A 17,757-nucleotide genomic window follows, 5' to 3' on the forward strand; every position below is an offset into this window, starting at 1 on the left:
CCATCAGGCCACGCTGGATGTCAAAACCAGTGCTTGCGCTTGAACAGCCAGATCAGCATCCCACCGATACCCAGCATTACCCCCCAGACAAAGAAATAGCCGTAGCGATAGCCAAGCTCGGGCATATACTCGAAATTCATGCCGTAGATACCGGCAATAAAGGTGAGTGGTACAAAGATAGCGGTAATCACCGTCAGCACGCGCATGGTGATGTTGAGCTGGTGCGATGAAATCGAAATGTAGCCATCGACCAGATCGCCGCAGATGTCGTAATACATTTGCGTGAGCGTATAGAGCCGCTCAAAGCGCTCTTCTACGTCAGTAATCGCGTGGAGGGTGTCGCTTTTATCACGCGGCAGGTGGGCATAGTCGTAGGCGGTCAGTTCCTGGGTAATCCCCTTGTGGTAGCTGAAGATTCGACGCATTTTCACCAGCCGCGAGCGGTAGGCGGTTATACGCCGCATCAATACGTCATTGCCGTTATCCAGCAGTTCATCTTCCAGATCGCTGAGCGCCACTTCGAATTCCAGCAGGCTGTCGATGTAATACCCGGCCGACAGGTACATCACCCGCAGTGCCACATGCTCTGGGGAGTGAGCCAGTAGTGCACTGCCCTGCTCATTGAACAGACGCTTGATGCTTAACGCTTCGCCCGGGTGAAGGGTGACCAGGAAGCGCTCACCTACAAAAAAGCTCACTTGCTGGGGCACGAAGTTCAACTGGGCATCAAACGAGGAGATACCGCGGTAAATGATCAGTGTGTGGTGATCGAACTCTTCGATTTTGGGTGGATGGCGCTCTTTATGCGCATCCTGAATGGCCATCGGGTGGCATTCAAAGTCTTCCAAAAAGCGCTGCTCGACGGCTTGGCTTTCGCCTTGCATATCCACCCAGATATGACTGCCCGGGGTTTGTCGCCACAGGTCGATCAGCTTTGCGTCGCCTTCGTGTACTTCACCTTCGGGGGTCGTTAACAGCGTCCGAATCATGATCGTCCCTGATGGTTAACTGATGACGTTTTGGCAGACACCTTCATGCGGGCGCGTCAGCCATACAGGCCTGTGCTTTACCGGCATGTTTGGCGTTATACATGGCAACGTCGGCGCGTTTGAGCAGTTCCAGTGCCGTTTCACTTACGTCTGGCTTATAGAGCGCCACGCCAATGCTGGCGCTGACATGCACCTCCGCCTCCTGCAGCTGTACGGGCTGCTCGAGGGTATCAATCAACTGCCGGGCAAGCCGCTCGGCGGCATCGAGGGCGATGTTTTCCAGCAGCACGACAAACTCATCTCCGGCCCAGCGGGCTACGTAGTCGGTTTCACGCACGGCGGCGCTTAGACGTTTGGCGATTTCACGCAGCAGTTCGTCACCGGCTGCATGGCCATGCAGATCATTGACGGCCTTGAACCCATCGAGATCCATGAACAGCACCGCAAGAGCCGTTTGCTGGCGCCGGGTGCGCGCCATCGCCTCTGGCAACCGCTCATCCAGGGCCCGCCTGTTGGGCAGTTGGGTAAGTGCGTCTTCACGGGCTTCAAGATCGCGCAGGCGCTCGAGCTGTATGCGCTCGGTAACATCGTGGAGAAACAGGCTGCGCTGCCTGCGTCCCTCTATATCGAGCGACTTGATGCGCATTTCCACCGGCAATGAGCTGCCGTCACGACGTGCCGCGTAGTAGGTGACGGGCGTCTGCTGGTCGCCTTCCGGCATGCCATCAGGAAAGATCAAATGCTCGATGGAGCGCGCCAGTGCTTCCCTGCGCGTCCAGCCAAACATCGTCGTCGCGGCTCGATTCCAGTCCAGCACAAGGTCGTTATCGTCAATGCTGATATAGGCATCATAGGCCGACTCGATCACCAGGTTCAGCTCTCGGGTGCGCCGCTCAATCTGGTTTTCAAGATCCAGGTGCAGCGCTTCGAGAGATGACTGGGATGCTTCCCGGCGCTGCTTTTCAAACAGGAACCGCTCACGCAGGTGAATTTCATCAGTAACAATCGATCCAAGGTCTTTAAGCGCGTTGATCTCGGCGTCGCTAAGCCGACGTGGCCTTGTGTCCACGGCACACAGCGACCCCAACGCCAACCCCTTTGATGTGCGCAGCGGAATACCCGCGTAAAAACGCACTCCGCCTGGCACGGTCACCAGCGGATTATCGGCAAAACGCGGATCTTCTCGGGTATCTTCAACAATCAGCGGCGCAGATTCCGCAATGGTATGGGCGCAGAAAGCCACGCTACGTGATGTTTCACGAAGCTCAGTTCCCACACGAGATTTTATCCATTGCCGCTTGGCGTCAATCAGCGTGACGGTCGAGGTCGGTACATTCAGTAATTGGGTGACCAGACGCGTCACCCGGTCGAATGCGGGTTCTTCCGGCGTGTCCAGCAGCGCCAATTCGTAAAGCGCCGCCAGCCGAGCCTCTTCGTCGGGAAGAATAGGGTAGTTCATTGACTGTGGCCCATGACGGTAGACGATAACCAACCATCATAACGTGATCAGCCATGCTTTGCCCAAGATGCCCGATGACCAACCACTTTCGCCCAGCTAACACTTACCAGTGTAGAAGCACATAACGCACCGAGGAAAGGACCCAGCGTGGGAATACCAGCAGGGAAAGTCGCCGCCATGAGACCCGCTGCAAGGCTACCACTGGCCAGCCAGCCGGGTAACACGGCGCCTAAAAGCCCTGCAATACCGCCGCCAATCGCAGCCGCGGTGGACATCCGCTTCCATAGCCCCAGCAATACCGGTACGACAATCGCGGCACACAGCAAGTCGGCGATCAGGAATAGCCGCAATACGGAAAGCCCCTGAAGGGCGATGATCACCACCGGCACCATCAGCACAACGGTCCACCAGCGCGCCGTGGTCAGCGACCTGCCCTGCTGCTCATGCTGGGAGACTATCAGCGAGGCAATCGCGTTCTGTAGCGTATCGACACTGGACGCCACCAGTGTCACCGCCAGCACCAGGGCCAGCATGGCGAGCCACGACGGCGCATTTCCCAGCAGAGCAAAAAACGGGATTGGCGGCTCACCTAGCGCAACGCCACTCATCGCGGCAAGCATCCCCAGGCCGCCGATGACCATCACCACAGCGACGGTCATGCCACCCCCCAGCCAGGCCCCCTGGCCCAGACTGCGTGAATCCTGCGCGGCCCACACTCGCTGCCAGTAACCCTGGTGGAAAAGGTTTGCCGCGGTAACAGCAATGACCAGTGTCACCGCTACACTCAGCGCGTCGCCCAATGGGGCACTCGGCATCGACGATACGTCTGGCATGGCGGGTAAATAGGTGAAGGCAACACTGCTGACGATAAGCAGCAGAGCGATCAACAGCCAGGCCTGCCACCGGTCGGTGGCAAGGCTCGCCCTCAGCCCGCCGAGCACGGTATAGGCAAGCGTGCTCAAAGCGACACCGAGGACAACCAAAGCGGGCGGCACATCGGAAAGTAATGCGGTAATCGCACCAATCGCCGTCAGCTCTGCAGCGAGAAAGCAGGCCATATAGGCCACTGACACCAGTGACACCCAGCGCCGCACGCTGGTGCCATAGCATGCCTGGGCAAACTCGGCGATGCTTCTGCCTTCGGGCAGTGCGCGGCGGATGGCCGGCCCATAAAGGCCCAATACGATAAATGGCAATGCCGAACCGATGGCATAACCCGCAAGCGCCACGGGGCCAACAAAGGCGCCGATTTCCGGCGGGGCAAACAGAATCCATGCCCCCATCCCGGAGGCAAGAAACGACAGTCCGAGGGTCGCTCCGGACTGGGAATTGCGGGCCGTAATGTAATCATCGACCGTGCCACCGGCCCAGCGAGCCCGCAGGCCTAGGATGATGAAAACGCCAAGTGCCGCGGCAAGCGCAGCTGAAGTCAGGTAGGGCATGTCGCACTTCCTCCGCCGGTATCATCCGGATCAGGTTCCAGGGTCAGCGCAAGCGCACTCTCAGCCTCTTCGAGGCCCCCCTGGCGACAGTGTGTGAAAGATCGTTATGAACAGGTATTATTCTCAACGAGAATCGCACCAACGTAAAGTGGCGCGCGCATGCCATAACGCGCAAGCACTCGGTGCTTCACACGGCCGAGGGCTTTCAATCCGCGTCATCGCTCGCCATACTCCGTAGGTGCTCTAATAACGTTATAGAAACCGTGCGCCCAGAGCGACACGGTTCGCTCAACGGGAAATCTCTAATGCGCTATACAGAAGCCAAGGAACATACGCCGGGCAGGCTCCACGCCTTGTTTGCTGACCCTTACAATGCGTTTGAAAACGATACGGATGAGCGACAGTTACATCTGCATATTGCGCTTTACTTGCTGTTGGCACGCCCCATGGAGCGTGGTTTGATGACGTTGAGAGTCATCCATGGCTGGGAGAACGGCGGTTTCGAGCCGGATGACTTGCAGCATGCCGACTACGCCATTCACAACGTGGCTGATTTTAAACGCGCAGTCAGCACCTTTACTCAGGCTTCAAAAGACAACGTCGCCCTTCCGGCCGCCCGCGATGACCTGCTGGCCAGTCCGCTAGACGATGCGATCGCCAATGCCGAGGCAGACGGGCAAACGCTGGATGAAGAAACGCGCACTATTCCGGCCCGCTGGCCTGCTTTTGAAGGCGGTTTGGCACTTTATACGCTGTTCAAGATGTACCACCGCCTGGTATACGGCGAGGACGAAGCGTACCGCTGCACCCAGTGCTATACCGCCCAAGGGCTGCGCGAGATTCACGAATTTCATCTTGAAGAAGGCGAGTTTGCACTGCTGGTGCCAACCGGCAAGCATTTTGCCAGCGAGCCTTCAATGCTGGTGCTGCACGAGAGTCAGCTTGATCCGATTGAACGGCTGCTGGAGGAGAGTTTACCGCTGTTCCAGGATTTTTAGTCCTCGCATTGACGTTCCCTCGGCCCATTCAGGCCGAGGGAAATATCGTTTGGCGAGTGACATCAGCCAAGTGAGATGGTGCTATTGATACCGCTGGAGACGTTTTCCGGCTCAAACCAGCGTGCTGTCACGGTCTTGGTCTGCGTCCAGAAAGCAATCGCCTGCTTGCCGTTGGGACCCAGGTCACCAAGCTTCGAGCCCCGCGAGCCGGTAAAGCTGAAATAGGCCACCGGCACCGGGATCGGTACGTTGATGCCGATCTGCCCCACATCGATATCGTTTTCAAAGCGCCGCGCTACCCAGCCGGAGTTGGTAAAGATCGAGGTGCCGTTGCCGTTGGGGTTGGCATTGATGAACGCGATGGCATCATCCAGGGTTGCCACGCTGACCACGCAGAGTACCGGGCCAAAGATCTCTTCCCGGTAGATGGACATGTCTGCCGTCACGTCGGCAAATAACGTCGGCCCGACAAAATTACCTTCCGGATAGCCATCAACCGAGCAGCCTCGCCCGTCGACCATTAATCTGGCGCCCTCTTTTTCACCTGCGCCAATCAAACGCTCGACGCGCTCCTTGGCCTGAGGGGATACCAGCGGGCCCAGGTCAGCGTCACGCTGGGTGCCAGGCCCGACTTTCATGCCACGAGCGCCTTCCACAATATCGTCGAGCCATTCACGGGCTTCCCCCACCAGGACCACCACCGAGTTGGCCATGCAACGCTGCCCGGCCGCCCCAAAGGCAGAGCCCAGCAGGCTGTCGATCGCCTGACTGCGATTGGCATCGGGCATGACCACGCAGTGGTTCTTGGCGCCCATCATCGCCTGCATGCGTTTACCCGCCGCGGCGGCGCGGTTATACAGCAGCGAGCCTACGTGGGATGAGCCAATGAACGACAGCGCCTTGATCGCCTGATGATCGGCGATCTGGTTCGCCACCTCGGGGCCGCCGTGAACCACATTCAATACGCCCGCCGGAATGCCCGCTTCATGGGCAAGCTCCACCAGGCGCATGGTCGAGCTGGGATCCTGCTCCGAGGGTTTCAGCACGAAGGTATTACCGGTCGCAATGGCCAGCGGGAACATGAAACAGGGCAGCATGATCGGGAAGTTGAAAGCAGTAATGCCCGCCCCGACACCCAGCGGATGGTGCATGGTGTAGACATCGACCTCGTTGGCGGCATTATTGGCCAGTTCCCCCAACTGGAGTGAGGTAATGGAGCAGGCATGCTCGACCACCTCCAGTCCGCGCCCGACCTCGCCTTCAGCATCCGGCAGGGTTTTGCCGTGCTCTTCTGTAATCAACGCCGCCAACTCTGGGGTGTGCTCGCGAATCAGCGCCTGTAGCTTGAGCATGATGCGCATACGTTTACCCAGCGGTACCTTGCGCCACTCCTTGAAGGCCATTTCAGCGCTGGCAATGGCGCGCTCGACTTCGTCGGCGGTGCAGAAAGGCACGCGAGCGACGACTTCCTGGGTAGCGGGATTCACCACATCACGCCATTCCTGGCTCTGGGACATGACGGGCTGACCATCGATAAACATGGGGATATCGCGAATGGGCATGGCGTTGCTCCTGTTGTCATTGTGTTAGAAAGTTGACGTAAACGTAAACGCGTTATTGCACGAGTAAACAGAATCTCGCACGCGGCGTCAATTAGCCTTTCCATCACGACGTGCTGCTGGCAATGCGCCAGCAGAACACGTACCAGCGAAACAGCACCAGGAACATCGTTTTGCAGCGGTTTGTTATCGCTGGATCAGCCCGTTGGTCAGCCACGGCAGCCATGCGAGCAGCACCAGCGTGACCAGGGTTGCCAGCAAAAACGGCAGCAGTGCACGGAAGATTTTCAGCGGAGGTGCGCCGGTCATCGAAGAAGCGATAAACAGTCCGGCACCAACAGGGGGCGTTAACAGCCCCAATACCAAGGTCAGACATACCACGACGCCAAACTGATAAGGGCTGATGGCAAATTGCGTCTCGGCTATCGGCATCAGGATCGGCACCACCAGAATCAGCGCGGCGATACCGTCGATGACCATGCCCACCAGCAACAGTGCGCCAATCACCATGAGCAGGAAAATGAAGGGATTGGCAGTAAGGGCTGCGATCCACTCGGCCGCCATCTGTGGCAACTGTTCGTAGATCACCACCCAGCCAAATACCCCAGCGGCGGCAATCAGCATGATGACCAAACCGGCATTGACCGCCGTGCGTTTGAGCACTTGGGGCATTTGAACCAGACGTAGTTCGCCATACACAAAACGCCCCATGATCAAGGCCGCAAGCGAGGCCAACGCCGCCGACTCGGTGGGTGTGGCAATGCCCCACAGAATGCCGCCGATAATAATCACCGGAATCAGCATTGCTGGCAGCCCCCAAAGCGCATCGTGCACCGCCTGACGGCGACTGGGCCACTGGCCTTTGGGGTATTGCTGCACCAAGCCGACCAGCGCGATCACGATAAAGAAACTTGCTCCCAGCAGTAACCCCGGCAACAACCCGGCAATAAACATCTCGGCGATAGGTACCTGGGCCATTACTCCGAACAGCACAAACAGCATCGAGGGCGGGATGATCGGCGACAGCAGACCACCTGCCGCGGTAATCGCCGCGCTGTACGGCGTATCGTAGCCTTCCTCTTCCATGGCGGGCACCATGGCGCGGGACATGATAGCGATTTGCGACGCCGCCGAGCCGATAATGGCCGCCATCATCATGTTGGCGACCAGGTTGATATATGCCAGGCCTCCACGGAAACCGCCCACCAGAATTCGTGCCAGGGCGATCAAACGTCGGGTGAGACCGCCTTCGTTCATCAGCTCTCCAGCCAGCATGAATAGCGGGATCGCCAGCAGCCCATAGCTCTCGATGGCGCTGAATAATTGCTGCGGGTAAGAGTCGAACAGCACGCTATTGCCCGACACATAGATATACACCATCGCTGTCAGTGCGAGCACCAGGGCAATCGGCACGGCACTGATCAGTAGCAGTACAAACACGGCAATCGTCATAAGCGCTCCACCCACATCATCGTAAGGTCTCGACCGTCGGTTCGTCGTCAGGGCGGCGCCACTGGGTGACGGACTGCCAGACGTTGGCCAGCCCATGCAGGGAGAGCGATAGCGCAAACCACGGCACGATCAACCAAACCCAGAACTTCTTCACGCCCAGCGTTGAGGTGCTCTCGGCGTATATGAAGTTGAAGGTCTGCCCCTGAAACGCGCCGGTGTCGAAGCCTAGTTGGGCGAGCATGAAGGGCTGATACCAGCGCCAGCAAAGCCAAACGAGCAGCAGGGCAAACACCAGCACCATGGCATCCACCCAGAGGACGATCAGTTTTCGCCCGGCGCGGGGCAGCACATCGCTCAGCAGAGTCACCGCCACTCCCTGTCGACGCTTGAATACTGCGCCAGCAATCAGGAACGTCATCCAGATCATCGCGTAAATGGATAACTCACTTATCCAATAAAGCGGGTTACCCAGTACACGAAAGGCAATATTGATCAGGATCAAACACGTCACCGCCGCGGCCAGAGCGGCAGCGGCGGTTTCTTCAAAGCGGGCAAGCCCCGAGGAAAGGCGTTGCAACATGATCGTGGATGGTCCTCGTCAGTGGTCGAGTGGTTGGCTTGTCGGCGGTTTACTCGCGCAGGCGATCGGCTTCCTCGCGCAGGGTTTCCAGCATCGGCGCCTTGGGTGCCCAGATATCTTCCCACTCGGCAATCGCCTCGGCGAAAAACTCAGCATCCGCTTCGACGATATTGATATCCAGCGCACGGATCTCTTCTTCCTGAGCGGCGTCTTTTTGCTCAAAGCCTACCAGTACATTCTCCAGATGCTCGGCCATGGTCGTGTCGATCAGTTCACGGTCTTCTTCGGATAGCTCCCGCCATACACGCCCGGACACCACCCCCACCATGGGGAACATCATGTGATTGGAGATCAGCAGGTTATCGGCCTGCTCGTAGAATTTTAGAATCAGGATGGAGTCGAAATCCATGTCGATGGCATCTACCTGACCGTTGGCCAGGGCATCGTACACTTCCAGCAACGGCATGGGCGCTGGGGCCGCACCGGTTGCCGTATAGAAATCACGGATTGGCTCAAATGGGGTAATCCGCAGGCGCAGGCCTTCCAGGTCATCAGCACTCTCGATAGGGTCACGGCTGAGCACCTGACGCATGCCCACCATACCGTAACCAACGCCGACCAGACCGACACCTTCCGGCATCAGGTCCAGCAGCTCGCCAGCAGCGTCTGAACGCAGCAAGCGAGCAGCGTGGTTGACGTCATCAACCAGATAAGGCGCATAAAGCGCGCCAAAGTCGGGAATCCGATTGGAGATTTCGGCAATGGTCAGGAAAGCCATGTCCAGCGCACCGCTTTGCAACTGCTGCACCATCTGCGCTTCGTTACCCAGTTGCTGGGCAGGGAATACCGATACGCTATGCTCGCCATCAGAACGCTCATGCAAGGTGTCGGCAAAGGCTTCCGCTTCGGTCGACCAGAGATGCTGGGCGGGGGTAATCAGTCCTAAACGAAAGTCGCGTGCCTGAGTGCTGAGTGACGCTGCCGCCAGCGTAGTCGCGGTAATGGCAAGGGTCAGCAGTTTACGATGGTTCATGTAGCGCCTCTTGTAATTTGCGTCGTGCCTGTTGCCCGGTACTTGTTGCCCAGTACTTGTTGCATGGAACCTGCGCGTGGCACGGCATTATGATGAGAAGCCAAGAATACCCTACCCCAAGCGTTGAGGGCAGCCATCGCCACTAACGTCGTACCCGGCTTGCCTGCTTACTCGACTGATGCGAGATAGGCAGCCTTGAGCCGATAGAACTCTTCCACAATCGCCGCCATTTCATCGGCGTCATAGGGGCATAGCCCGCTGACGACCAACTTCTTGGAGCCTACCCCAACCGGCTCGCCCGCTGATTGAATGGCAAATTCGAGTAACGCATCGGCACGCTTGCCCTGCACATCCAGCGACGAGTCGCTGAGCGTCAATCCCGGCGATACAGCGTTCAGACGCTCCAGCGAAAACCCCATGCTGTCGTAGATCACCAATGGACGCTTGGGGTTGAACATGACCCCGTGCTGTTCCATGAGCGGCTTGAGGTAGTGGGGAAAATTCTTGCCCGAAAACGCTACGTAGCAGCGGGCAAACGCTTCTACTACCGAGGCATCGTTGGTCCACTCCCCCCGTCGGGTAACCTGTAAATAATGTTTACCGTCTTCACCGCATACGTGAAGCTCGCCATTTTCAGCTTCGCTGAACAACAGTGGTGTATCCGCGCCCACCATGCTGGTAAAACGAAACGTCATGTGCCGTGACAAACCAAATTTTGCCAACACCAGCGCAAAAAGAAGGTCCCCTGGCACACAGAAACGCCGCGCATCCGGATTATGGATCGGGTTGTAGTCCCCCGCGACGCCCTTGGCGAAGTGGCTGGCCTGCTCAGCGGAGATCACCACATACTCTCCGCGCTGCGTGTAAAATTCCTTGAACATGGCGTTGGCTGTCTGCTTAGCGTTGAAATCAAAAGTCGATGGCGGGCTTACGACGCGCATAATGCCATAAAACGTCGATCAGCAGGAGTCATCTGCAAGGAAGCCGTATGCCAAACCCGCGTCACCGCTCAAAACGTCTATCCCGCATCCTGGTTGTCACACTCTTGAGTGCTTTGACGGTGGTGCTTGTCTGGCTCATCGGCAGTACCTGGTTGCTCAACAGCCAGTGGCTGCCGCAGCAGATTTCCAGAATCGAAGGCGTCGAGGTGCGCTGGTCAACTGCCCAGAGCCTGCACCCTGGGCGCTGGGAGGTCGAGAATCTCTACCTCGCGCTTGAAGATGATCGAATGCCCGTCACCGTTGACGCCCGGCAAGCCACCCTTTCGTTGTCCTTGCTCGGTTTGCTGCGCGGCGAGCTGCATATCAAAGCGCTGGAGGCAAGCGGGCTTCGCCGCCTGACCGTTGGCGATATGGCGCTGGAAGCCGAGGGCCAGCTCAAGATCAAGGACACTCAGTTCAGTCGTGACGCCTTGGCCGTGCCCCATCTGTCGTTGGATATCCACCATGGGCGCTTGATGCGGCCAAGCGACCAGGCCACCCTGGCCCGAGATATCCAGTTAGACGCCAATGCCACTCTGAAAAGCGTATCCACCGCAAACATCCCACGCCATGAGCTTATTGCCAGTTTGCTTGGCGCCCTTTCAGCGCAGTTGACAATCGATGCTCAAGCCGATGCCTGGGACGTTTTCATGCCTTACCTGCAAGCGCTGCCCTGGCTGACGCTTGACGGTAACGGTGCGTTGAAAGGCGAGCTTGCGCTTGACGCTGGCACGTTACAGCCCGGCAGCCTGCTCACATTGACAGCCTCTGTCCTGCGTCTGTCAATGGATGAGCAACGCCTGACGCCCCATTCAAGCGACTCACCGCGCTGGATAACCCCTGATTCATCACCGTCGCTGCATACCGCTGTCGGCGAAGGGCACGTGCGCCTGGCAGTAGAAGGCGATGCGCTCACCTTTTCCACTCAGTTAAACGATGTGGTCCTGGCTGACAGCCAGCCCTATGCCGACGATACCCAGCTCCGCCTTGCTGCCCGCATTCCCAACCAGCGCCTGGACCGGCTGGATCTGCCGACGGGCGCCACGCTTGAACTACAAGGCCAGGTCAACCGGCTGGACATGCTTGACCGGTACCTGGCAGGCACCTTTGACGGCCAGGGTATTCGCCTTGACGGAAACGGGCAAATCGAAGCCAGTGTAACGCTTCGTGACGCCCGACCTTACCGTGCCTCGTTGTCGATTCAGGCACCAGAACTGTCGGCTCAACTGCTGGATATCAATGCTCAAGGAAGCGGCTCGCTGACGGCCCAGCTAACCCCCGAAGAGGCTATCGAGGCGACGCTTACGTTCATCGGCGCAACCCTGCGCCACCATGAGCGAACGCTGCTGACGGACGCCACCATCACCCTGAACACGCGCAGCCCGATTGATCCTGTGCAAGCGCGAGAAGACGCTACCGCCCGGCTTACCTGGCAATCCGCACGCCTGCCGGACATCAGCGTACTGCAACCCTACCTGAGCGCGGTCTTGCCCGATCCTGCCCCGCTACAGCTGCTCAATGGCCAGGCCACCAGCCGAGGCCAGCTTGATATCACCACCCAGCAGATGCATGGCGATATCCATTTAGCCGGTGAGCAACTCACCACCCGATGGCAGCACGGCGAACAGAAAGGCACGCTGGAAAGCAATGCCCAGCTCACCCTGGTGATTCGTCAGGCAGCGCTCGACGGCACCGCACTGGATATCAGCGGATCACGTTTGCGTTGGCAAGTCGCGGATACGGACGCTTCCACAGAGCAGCTACAGAGCACCCTGTTACTCAGAGAAGGCCGCTTCCAGCGCGCCGAAACTAATGACGCAAATCGGGTCAGCGGGGAATTTGCTCTGGAGGGCAGTGTGCAGCGGCTAGGTTTTTTGAATGCCTTCCTGCCCAGTGCTCACGGGTTAAGGCTTGCGGGCAACGGCCAGCTATTCGCTGAGGGCGCTTTCCGTGATGACCGCCTGCTGGCCCCAACTCGCCTCAGGGTCAACGCCAACCAGCTTGAGGTGGGCTTTTTAGACTATCTCGCCACCGGGCGCGGCGAGTTGACGGCTCAGTTGGATAGCGCCGAGCACGCCCAGCTTTCGCTGGGCATACCGCACTTTACACTCACGCGCCAGGATGACGACCAACCTCACCTTGAAGGGCGCCACTTCGCTCTCACGACGCAGACCGACCGTTTTAGTGAGGTGCTGGCATCGCCAGAGCCTGCCTACTTCACCACGCGTATCGCGCTGCCCATTACTCAGGTACCCGACTTCACCCGCTATAACCGCTATCTACCCGAAGAGGCGGGTATCCGTCTATTAGGCGGTCAGGCGAGCCTGACCAGCGAATGGCTGCTGGAAGGACTGACCGCCGAGGGCGAGATCAACCTGCGCGCCTTTGGTGCCGACCTGGCGCTGCTTGACCAGCGTCTCAAGGGCGATGTTGAGCTGCATCTGCAACTTGACGAAGGTGACCTGGACGCACGGCGTTTTAACGCAGATGACTCGTTTCTGCGTCTGGAAAACGTGTTTCGTCACAGCGCAGATGGAACTCAGGATGCCGGGTGGTGGGTGCAACTGAGCCTGGATAACGCACTGCTCGAGTGGCGCGACCCAATCAATCTCACCAGTGACCTCCGCCTTGGCATGCGTGATACCGGCTTACTCGCCCGACTCTTCTTGGCGCGCGCCCGTGAAAGCGGTTGGCTGGGCCGACTCTTGAACGTGCGTGATATCAACGGTGATGCGAAGCTGCACATCGACGGCGAGCATATTCGCCTTTACGACCTGACGCTTACCGGCGGGCCTCTTCTACTGCTGGCCGACGTCACCCTGGCTGAGAAACAGGCCAATGGCGCACTATATGCCCGCATTGGTGCCCTGGGAACAGGCGTAGAGTTGATCGACAGCGAGCCTGACCTGAAAGTATTTCAACCCAGGCGCTGGTTTGAGCGCTGGCGGGAGGCAACGCGTTTTCCCAAACCTTAACGACGGTTGCGCTCACGGCGAATCATCCTGACCCGCTCTTTGGCTTTTTGCGACGTGGAAAGTGGTACCGTCGCGTCATCGTCGGTTTTGGGCGCTACGCTTACCCAGGCAAATACCGGCAGCGCCAGATGCCAGTGAATCGCCGCGATTCGCAACCCAAGGGTCACGCTTAGCGAGGCGGCGATGGTCAGGATAAGCGGCGCTTGAAGGGCGTCCAGTAGTACGTAAACCGTGCCTCCCGCCATCGCCGCCGTGGCGTAGATTTCTTCGCGTAGCACCATCGGCACCCGCTGGGCCAGCACATCGCGGATCATGCCGCCGGCCACCCCCGTCATCATTCCCATCAACACGGCGACAACACCGGATGTCCCCAGCAACAGCGCTTTGTGGGCGCCAATCACCGTAAACAAGGCCAGACCAAAGGCGTCCGCAATCGGTAAAAAGCCGCGTGAAAGGCGGTGGATATAGTGAAACCCCACCAGCGAGACGCCCACGGTGGCAAAAATGACCCACAGGTACGTTGGATCGGCCACCCAAAAAACCGGCCTGACGCCCAGCACCAGGTCGCGCAGCGTGCCGCCGCCAATCCCCGTGACGGCGGCCAGCACCAGCATGCCAAACGGGTCCATGCGCGAACGACATGCCAGGACGACGCCAGACAAGGCAAAAACGATCACCCCCACCATATCCAGCCAGACAACAATACCCGACACGTGGCTCTCCTTTATTTCCGCCACTTTAAAGCAGGCAGAATAGCACTTACCTTGCTGACTCGAACACGGGCATAAAATCCCGGCGGGGCAACATCCTGTAAATTAAAGAGTTTTCGCAACCACTTTAAGAAAGAACCTTGACTGGCATCTGCGTTTGTATTTTTTGACATCACCCCACCGAGGGATCGTTGAAGAAACAGCATCGCCTTGGCGTCCTTTTTGGTTAAAATGGGCTAAAGCGCTTAAGCTCTCGTATCACGCTGCATCAACCATAGGTCGTGAGTATTGTTGTTGCCTTGAATCAGCAGAATGACCGCTATAAAAAACGAGGACGTTCGCCATGCTGCCCCGTGGGTTCGCCATACGCCATTTTATTCTGCTGATCGTCTCACTCATTGTGCTGGCGACACTCTCTAATGGCGTCAAAGCGGCAGCTCCACCTCAGCCGCTAATGGACTGGGAATACCGCTGGGGCGACTCCCCCCGGGATGCTAACGGCGAGCCCGAGTGGCTAGATGATGAATCCGCCGACTGGCTATCAACGGTGTCTCCCTCTAACCCACCGGGTCGCGAGGGCCATCAGCACCTTTGGTTACGCACGACATTGCCTGAGGGCGATTGGAACGACCCCGTCCTTTATATCACCAGTATCAATCTCATTGGCCAAGCCTACCTCGGTGATGAGCTGATTTATCAGTACGGGGAATTTGACGACCAGGGGCGAGGGGATTTTGCCGGCTGGCCTTGGCACATGATCGACCTGCCTGAAGACACTGCAGGCGAGCCACTGGCCTTCCGCCTATATTCCTACTACACCAGTATTGGTCTTTGGGGCGAAGTACAGGTAATGGAGCGTATTGATGTGCTCAAACACGTCATCCATGAGTCGGCCCAGGACCTTGGTGTCAGTGCGCTGGTATTGGTACTTGCCATTCTGGCCACTATTTTCGCCCTTATTGGGCCTGAAAGACGTGGTTTCCTGGCCACCGCACTGTTCGCCTACGCCTCTGGGCTGATGCTGCTTGCCGAGGCACCCGCCCGCCAGTTGATCGCCGATGGTCCCTTGGCTTGGGATATGCTTAGAGCAGGCAGCTACTACACCCTCCCGATCGCACTGGGGATGCTACTCAGCCATTGGCTTGAGGGAACGGCCAAACGCTGGATCAAACGACTCTGGGCCTTACACCTGGTTTACCTGGTGATGGCCATGGGCCTGGTGCAGTTAGGCATTATCAGCCTCTCGATCACCTTCCCGGTGTTTGATGTTCTGCTGGCCATCACCTTGCCTATTATGCTGTTGCTCGCCCTCTTTCGCTTTCGCCGACTCAATCTTGAACAGCGCTTGCTGGTACTGAGCTTCACCTTTTTTGCTCCATTGCTACTCGCCGACATGGCCGTCGCTCATGGCTTTGTGGCCTGGCGAACAGTGCCATTGAGCTATGGCAGTCTGGTTTTCTCCTTGGCTATTGCGGCCATTTTTTTGTGGCACTACCGACGCACCCAGCAACAACTGGCAATGGCCAACGAAACCCTTGAGCAGCAGGTGGCTGCACGGACAGAAGAACTTGGGCAGTTGGTTCGCGAGTTAGAAGGACTCTCGTTTGAAGACCCCCTGACCGGCCTTCACAACCGGCGCCATTTCAATACGGTATTCGATCACGAATGCCGCCGTGCTCAACAACATGGCACAAAAGTCTCGCTTTTAATGCTGGATATTGATCATTTCAAGGACATCAACGATTACTTTGGCCACGATGCAGGCGATGCGGTTCTGGTCAAAATGGCCTCTTTACTCACTCAACACTTCGTGGATCTGGGCATAGTCTGCCGAATTGGGGGCGAAGAATTTGTCGCGCTCCTCCCGGATACCTCTGCCAAAACAGCCGAGTCCAGCGCCAATACGCTGTTAGCCTCAATTGCCCAATGCGCTTGCGACCACCAGGGAACCACACTCAGACGGATCACACTGTCTTGCGGCATCGCCACCTACCCCGACCACACTCATGACCCGCATAAGCTTCTTCGACTCGCTGATGAAGCGCTTTATCATGCCAAACGCAGCGGCCGTAACCGCTGCGTGGTATGGTCCGAGTCATTCGAGGAACATGGCTTTATAATCGGCAGGCGGCAAACACAGTAATCATCGTCACCGCCATCCAGGCGGCTGCCCAATCTAAGGGGAATCGGTCGCCAGGAAGTGATCAATAAACACGCTGTAGTCCTGCTCGACGCAGTCAGCGTAAGCCATCGCCAGGGTCGACACGACATCCACAAACTTTTCTTCACGCCCTTTAAGCCGCTGACAAACCGCCATGGCAAACGGCCGGTGATCCCCGTTATTCAGCGCTTGCGCACCGCGCAGGTGTTCCCGGGCGAGGATCTGCCCCCACTGCTGCGCGAGCTTGCGATATGGCTTGCCACCGGACAGCTTGTGGGTGGGGAAGTCCTTCTTGAAGGGAGAGCGCTCACGGACCGAAAATACCTTTTCATTCATGGTGAGCCAACCCAGATAGGCATCCGGGTGTTCCGCAATGGCATGAAATGCTGCCGCATGGCGAATACCTTCATTGGGGAATAGCCTCCGCCATACTTGCTTTTGGGGCTTGTCCATAAAGCGATACGCTTCCGGGGTCACCTGCTCTTTAACATCCAGAATGATGTCGTCGTGTTCATGATCAGCGCCCCCTTCAATCAACACATAGTAGCGCTCCACCCCCAGCGAACCGGTGCCCGCATCTAACCGGCGAGCCGTGTCTTTTACGCGGAAATGACGGGGATCGCTCTCTTTTACCGGATCCTGAAGCGTTTGCTGGTATTCCTGCTCGATCAGCCGACGCAACTGGCTGGCCAGGTCTGCTGGCAAGTTGGCTAGTTTTCCGGGGCGTTCCGCAAACCGACGGCCATGCTGGTCGTCGAGGGTGGTCCACTTTTCCAGCATCCGCGCACGGCTTTGCTTATCCGCCACCTTGCTCATGAAAGGTTTCAACTGCCCTTTTGCGCTATCCAGCGTCACCGCCTCTATGCGCACATCATCGGTGTGATCTGCCAAGGTGTGATAGTAACTTTCCAATAGCTTGTTTAGCGCTTTATCAATGGCCTTGGGGCTAAGTTCAACATTTTCACGGCCATCCAATACCACGCTGATGGCCAGCCGCCACAAGTCATACTGGTAGTCGCCGATCAGCGCATCGTCAAAATCGTCCATACCGTAGCGCACTTGGTCATCATGATGACCGTAGGCACCAAAGTTGTAGACATGGGCGTCACCTTGCAGCCAGGTCTGGGTATTGGGCCAACCCCCAAATAACGCAAAGCGCCAGTCGTGCCATACGTCTTGCCAATACAAATGATTGGTACCCCGAAAGAAACGATACGGCGACGCCGCCATCTTGGCGTATTTGGCTTGGCGGGTCGCCGCGGCCAGCGGTGCGTTGACCTGCTGGATGGCTTCAATCACTTGCTGAGGGCGATTGTGTCCCGTTAGTGCATGACTCATCGCGATGCCTTTGTCGGTGCGTAAATGCTATTCACCCTAAGCATAGGCGACAAACGTTAAGAGATTAAGTCACCGTCCTTA

13 protein-coding genes and 1 riboswitch are annotated in these 17,757 nt (G+C 57.7%); of the genes, 3 read left to right on the forward strand and 10 right to left on the reverse strand.

Annotated features, from left to right (window positions below; translation table 11 throughout):
* Window positions 1-20: 20 nt before the first annotated feature.
* The 3 genes from QC816_RS10320 to QC816_RS10330 all read right to left on the reverse strand — a co-directional run bounded on the left by QC816_RS10320 (window position 21) and on the right by QC816_RS10330 (window position 3,890).
* The gene (locus tag QC816_RS10320; protein WP_085917843.1) at window positions 21-989 is read right to left on the reverse strand and encodes a magnesium transporter CorA family protein; all 969 of its coding nucleotides are present in this window, start codon (window positions 987-989) and stop codon (window positions 21-23) included.
* 43 nt (window positions 990-1,032) lie between these two features.
* The gene (locus QC816_RS10325) at window positions 1,033-2,448 is read right to left on the reverse strand and encodes a diguanylate cyclase domain-containing protein (RefSeq protein ID WP_199284821.1); all 1,416 of its coding nucleotides are present in this window, start codon (window positions 2,446-2,448) and stop codon (window positions 1,033-1,035) included.
* Window positions 2,449-2,495: 47 nt separating this feature from the next.
* Entirely contained in the window at window positions 2,496-3,890 is a 1,395-nt protein-coding gene (locus QC816_RS10330; RefSeq protein ID WP_264827158.1) for a sodium:solute symporter family transporter, read from the reverse strand.
* Window positions 3,880-3,982: riboswitch (TPP riboswitch) on the reverse strand. (Overlaps the previous gene by 11 nt.)
* Window positions 3,983-4,195: 213 nt before the next feature.
* On the opposite strand from QC816_RS10330, the gene QC816_RS10335 reads away from it, so the two are divergent.
* Complete coding sequence (locus QC816_RS10335; RefSeq protein ID WP_085917846.1) at window positions 4,196-4,888, forward strand: hypothetical protein; 693 nt, start codon at window positions 4,196-4,198, stop codon at window positions 4,886-4,888.
* Window positions 4,889-4,950: 62 nt separating this feature from the next.
* Here the strand turns inward: QC816_RS10335 and QC816_RS10340 are convergent, their stop codons facing one another.
* From QC816_RS10340 to QC816_RS10360, 5 genes are all read right to left on the reverse strand, one after another.
* Window positions 4,951-6,450, reverse strand: coding sequence for a CoA-acylating methylmalonate-semialdehyde dehydrogenase (locus QC816_RS10340; RefSeq protein WP_199284819.1), 1,500 nt, complete (start codon window positions 6,448-6,450; stop codon window positions 4,951-4,953).
* Between the two features lie 183 nt (window positions 6,451-6,633).
* A complete protein-coding gene (locus QC816_RS10345; protein WP_309782023.1) occupies window positions 6,634-7,899 on the reverse strand; it encodes a TRAP transporter large permease in 1,266 nt (421 codons plus the stop codon).
* Window positions 7,900-7,915: 16 nt separating this feature from the next.
* A complete protein-coding gene (locus tag QC816_RS10350) occupies window positions 7,916-8,479 on the reverse strand; it encodes a TRAP transporter small permease (RefSeq protein ID WP_309782025.1) in 564 nt (187 codons plus the stop codon).
* Between the two features lie 49 nt (window positions 8,480-8,528).
* Complete coding sequence (locus QC816_RS10355; protein WP_085917850.1) at window positions 8,529-9,512, reverse strand: TRAP transporter substrate-binding protein; 984 nt, start codon at window positions 9,510-9,512, stop codon at window positions 8,529-8,531.
* Between the two features lie 167 nt (window positions 9,513-9,679).
* Window positions 9,680-10,393, reverse strand: coding sequence for a DUF3581 family protein (locus QC816_RS10360; protein WP_085917904.1), 714 nt, complete (start codon window positions 10,391-10,393; stop codon window positions 9,680-9,682).
* A gap of 107 nt (window positions 10,394-10,500) precedes the next feature.
* On the opposite strand from QC816_RS10360, the gene QC816_RS10365 reads away from it, so the two are divergent.
* Window positions 10,501-13,467, forward strand: a complete 2,967-nt coding sequence (locus QC816_RS10365) for a translocation/assembly module TamB domain-containing protein (protein WP_309782030.1) — start codon at window positions 10,501-10,503, stop codon at window positions 13,465-13,467.
* Here QC816_RS10365 and QC816_RS10370 read toward each other — a convergent pair.
* Complete coding sequence (locus QC816_RS10370) at window positions 13,464-14,180, reverse strand: trimeric intracellular cation channel family protein (RefSeq protein ID WP_309782031.1); 717 nt, start codon at window positions 14,178-14,180, stop codon at window positions 13,464-13,466. The two genes, QC816_RS10365 and QC816_RS10370, sit on opposite strands and share 4 nt — an antisense overlap.
* A gap of 340 nt (window positions 14,181-14,520) precedes the next feature.
* Between QC816_RS10370 and QC816_RS10375 the strand changes: the two genes are divergently transcribed.
* Window positions 14,521-16,320, forward strand: a complete 1,800-nt coding sequence (locus tag QC816_RS10375) for a GGDEF domain-containing protein (protein ID WP_309782033.1) — start codon at window positions 14,521-14,523, stop codon at window positions 16,318-16,320.
* A gap of 33 nt (window positions 16,321-16,353) precedes the next feature.
* Here QC816_RS10375 and QC816_RS10380 read toward each other — a convergent pair whose 3' ends face one another.
* The gene (locus QC816_RS10380; RefSeq protein ID WP_309782035.1) at window positions 16,354-17,676 is read right to left on the reverse strand and encodes a DUF2252 domain-containing protein; all 1,323 of its coding nucleotides are present in this window, start codon (window positions 17,674-17,676) and stop codon (window positions 16,354-16,356) included.
* Window positions 17,677-17,757 lie beyond the last annotated feature (81 nt).

It is taken from the genome of Vreelandella janggokensis (genome assembly GCF_031451615.1).
In the GTDB taxonomy this organism is placed as follows: Bacteria; Pseudomonadota; Gammaproteobacteria; order Pseudomonadales; family Halomonadaceae; genus Vreelandella; species Vreelandella janggokensis.

What these genes read in the sequence shown, in the direction of transcription:
- QC816_RS10380 (WP_309782035.1), bottom strand. Translation starts at nt 17,676, where the DNA reads ATGAGTCATGCACTAACGGGACACAATCGCCCTCAGCAAGTGATTGAA.
- QC816_RS10325 (WP_199284821.1), bottom strand. Translation starts at nt 2,448, where the DNA reads ATGAACTACCCTATTCTTCCCGACGAAGAGGCTCGGCTGGCGGCGCTT.
- QC816_RS10330 (WP_264827158.1), bottom strand. Translation starts at nt 3,890, where the DNA reads ATGCCCTACCTGACTTCAGCTGCGCTTGCCGCGGCACTTGGCGTTTTC.
- QC816_RS10345 (WP_309782023.1), bottom strand. Translation starts at nt 7,899, where the DNA reads ATGACGATTGCCGTGTTTGTACTGCTACTGATCAGTGCCGTGCCGATT.
- QC816_RS10340 (WP_199284819.1), bottom strand. Translation starts at nt 6,450, where the DNA reads ATGCCCATTCGCGATATCCCCATGTTTATCGATGGTCAGCCCGTCATG.
- QC816_RS10335 (WP_085917846.1), top strand. Translation starts at nt 4,196, where the DNA reads ATGCGCTATACAGAAGCCAAGGAACATACGCCGGGCAGGCTCCACGCC.
- QC816_RS10350 (WP_309782025.1), bottom strand. Translation starts at nt 8,479, where the DNA reads ATGTTGCAACGCCTTTCCTCGGGGCTTGCCCGCTTTGAAGAAACCGCC.
- QC816_RS10375 (WP_309782033.1), top strand. Translation starts at nt 14,521, where the DNA reads ATGCTGCCCCGTGGGTTCGCCATACGCCATTTTATTCTGCTGATCGTC.
- QC816_RS10320 (WP_085917843.1), bottom strand. Translation starts at nt 989, where the DNA reads ATGATTCGGACGCTGTTAACGACCCCCGAAGGTGAAGTACACGAAGGC.
- QC816_RS10355 (WP_085917850.1), bottom strand. Translation starts at nt 9,512, where the DNA reads ATGAACCATCGTAAACTGCTGACCCTTGCCATTACCGCGACTACGCTG.
- QC816_RS10365 (WP_309782030.1), top strand. Translation starts at nt 10,501, where the DNA reads ATGCCAAACCCGCGTCACCGCTCAAAACGTCTATCCCGCATCCTGGTT.
- QC816_RS10360 (WP_085917904.1), bottom strand. Translation starts at nt 10,393, where the DNA reads ATGTTCAAGGAATTTTACACGCAGCGCGGAGAGTATGTGGTGATCTCC.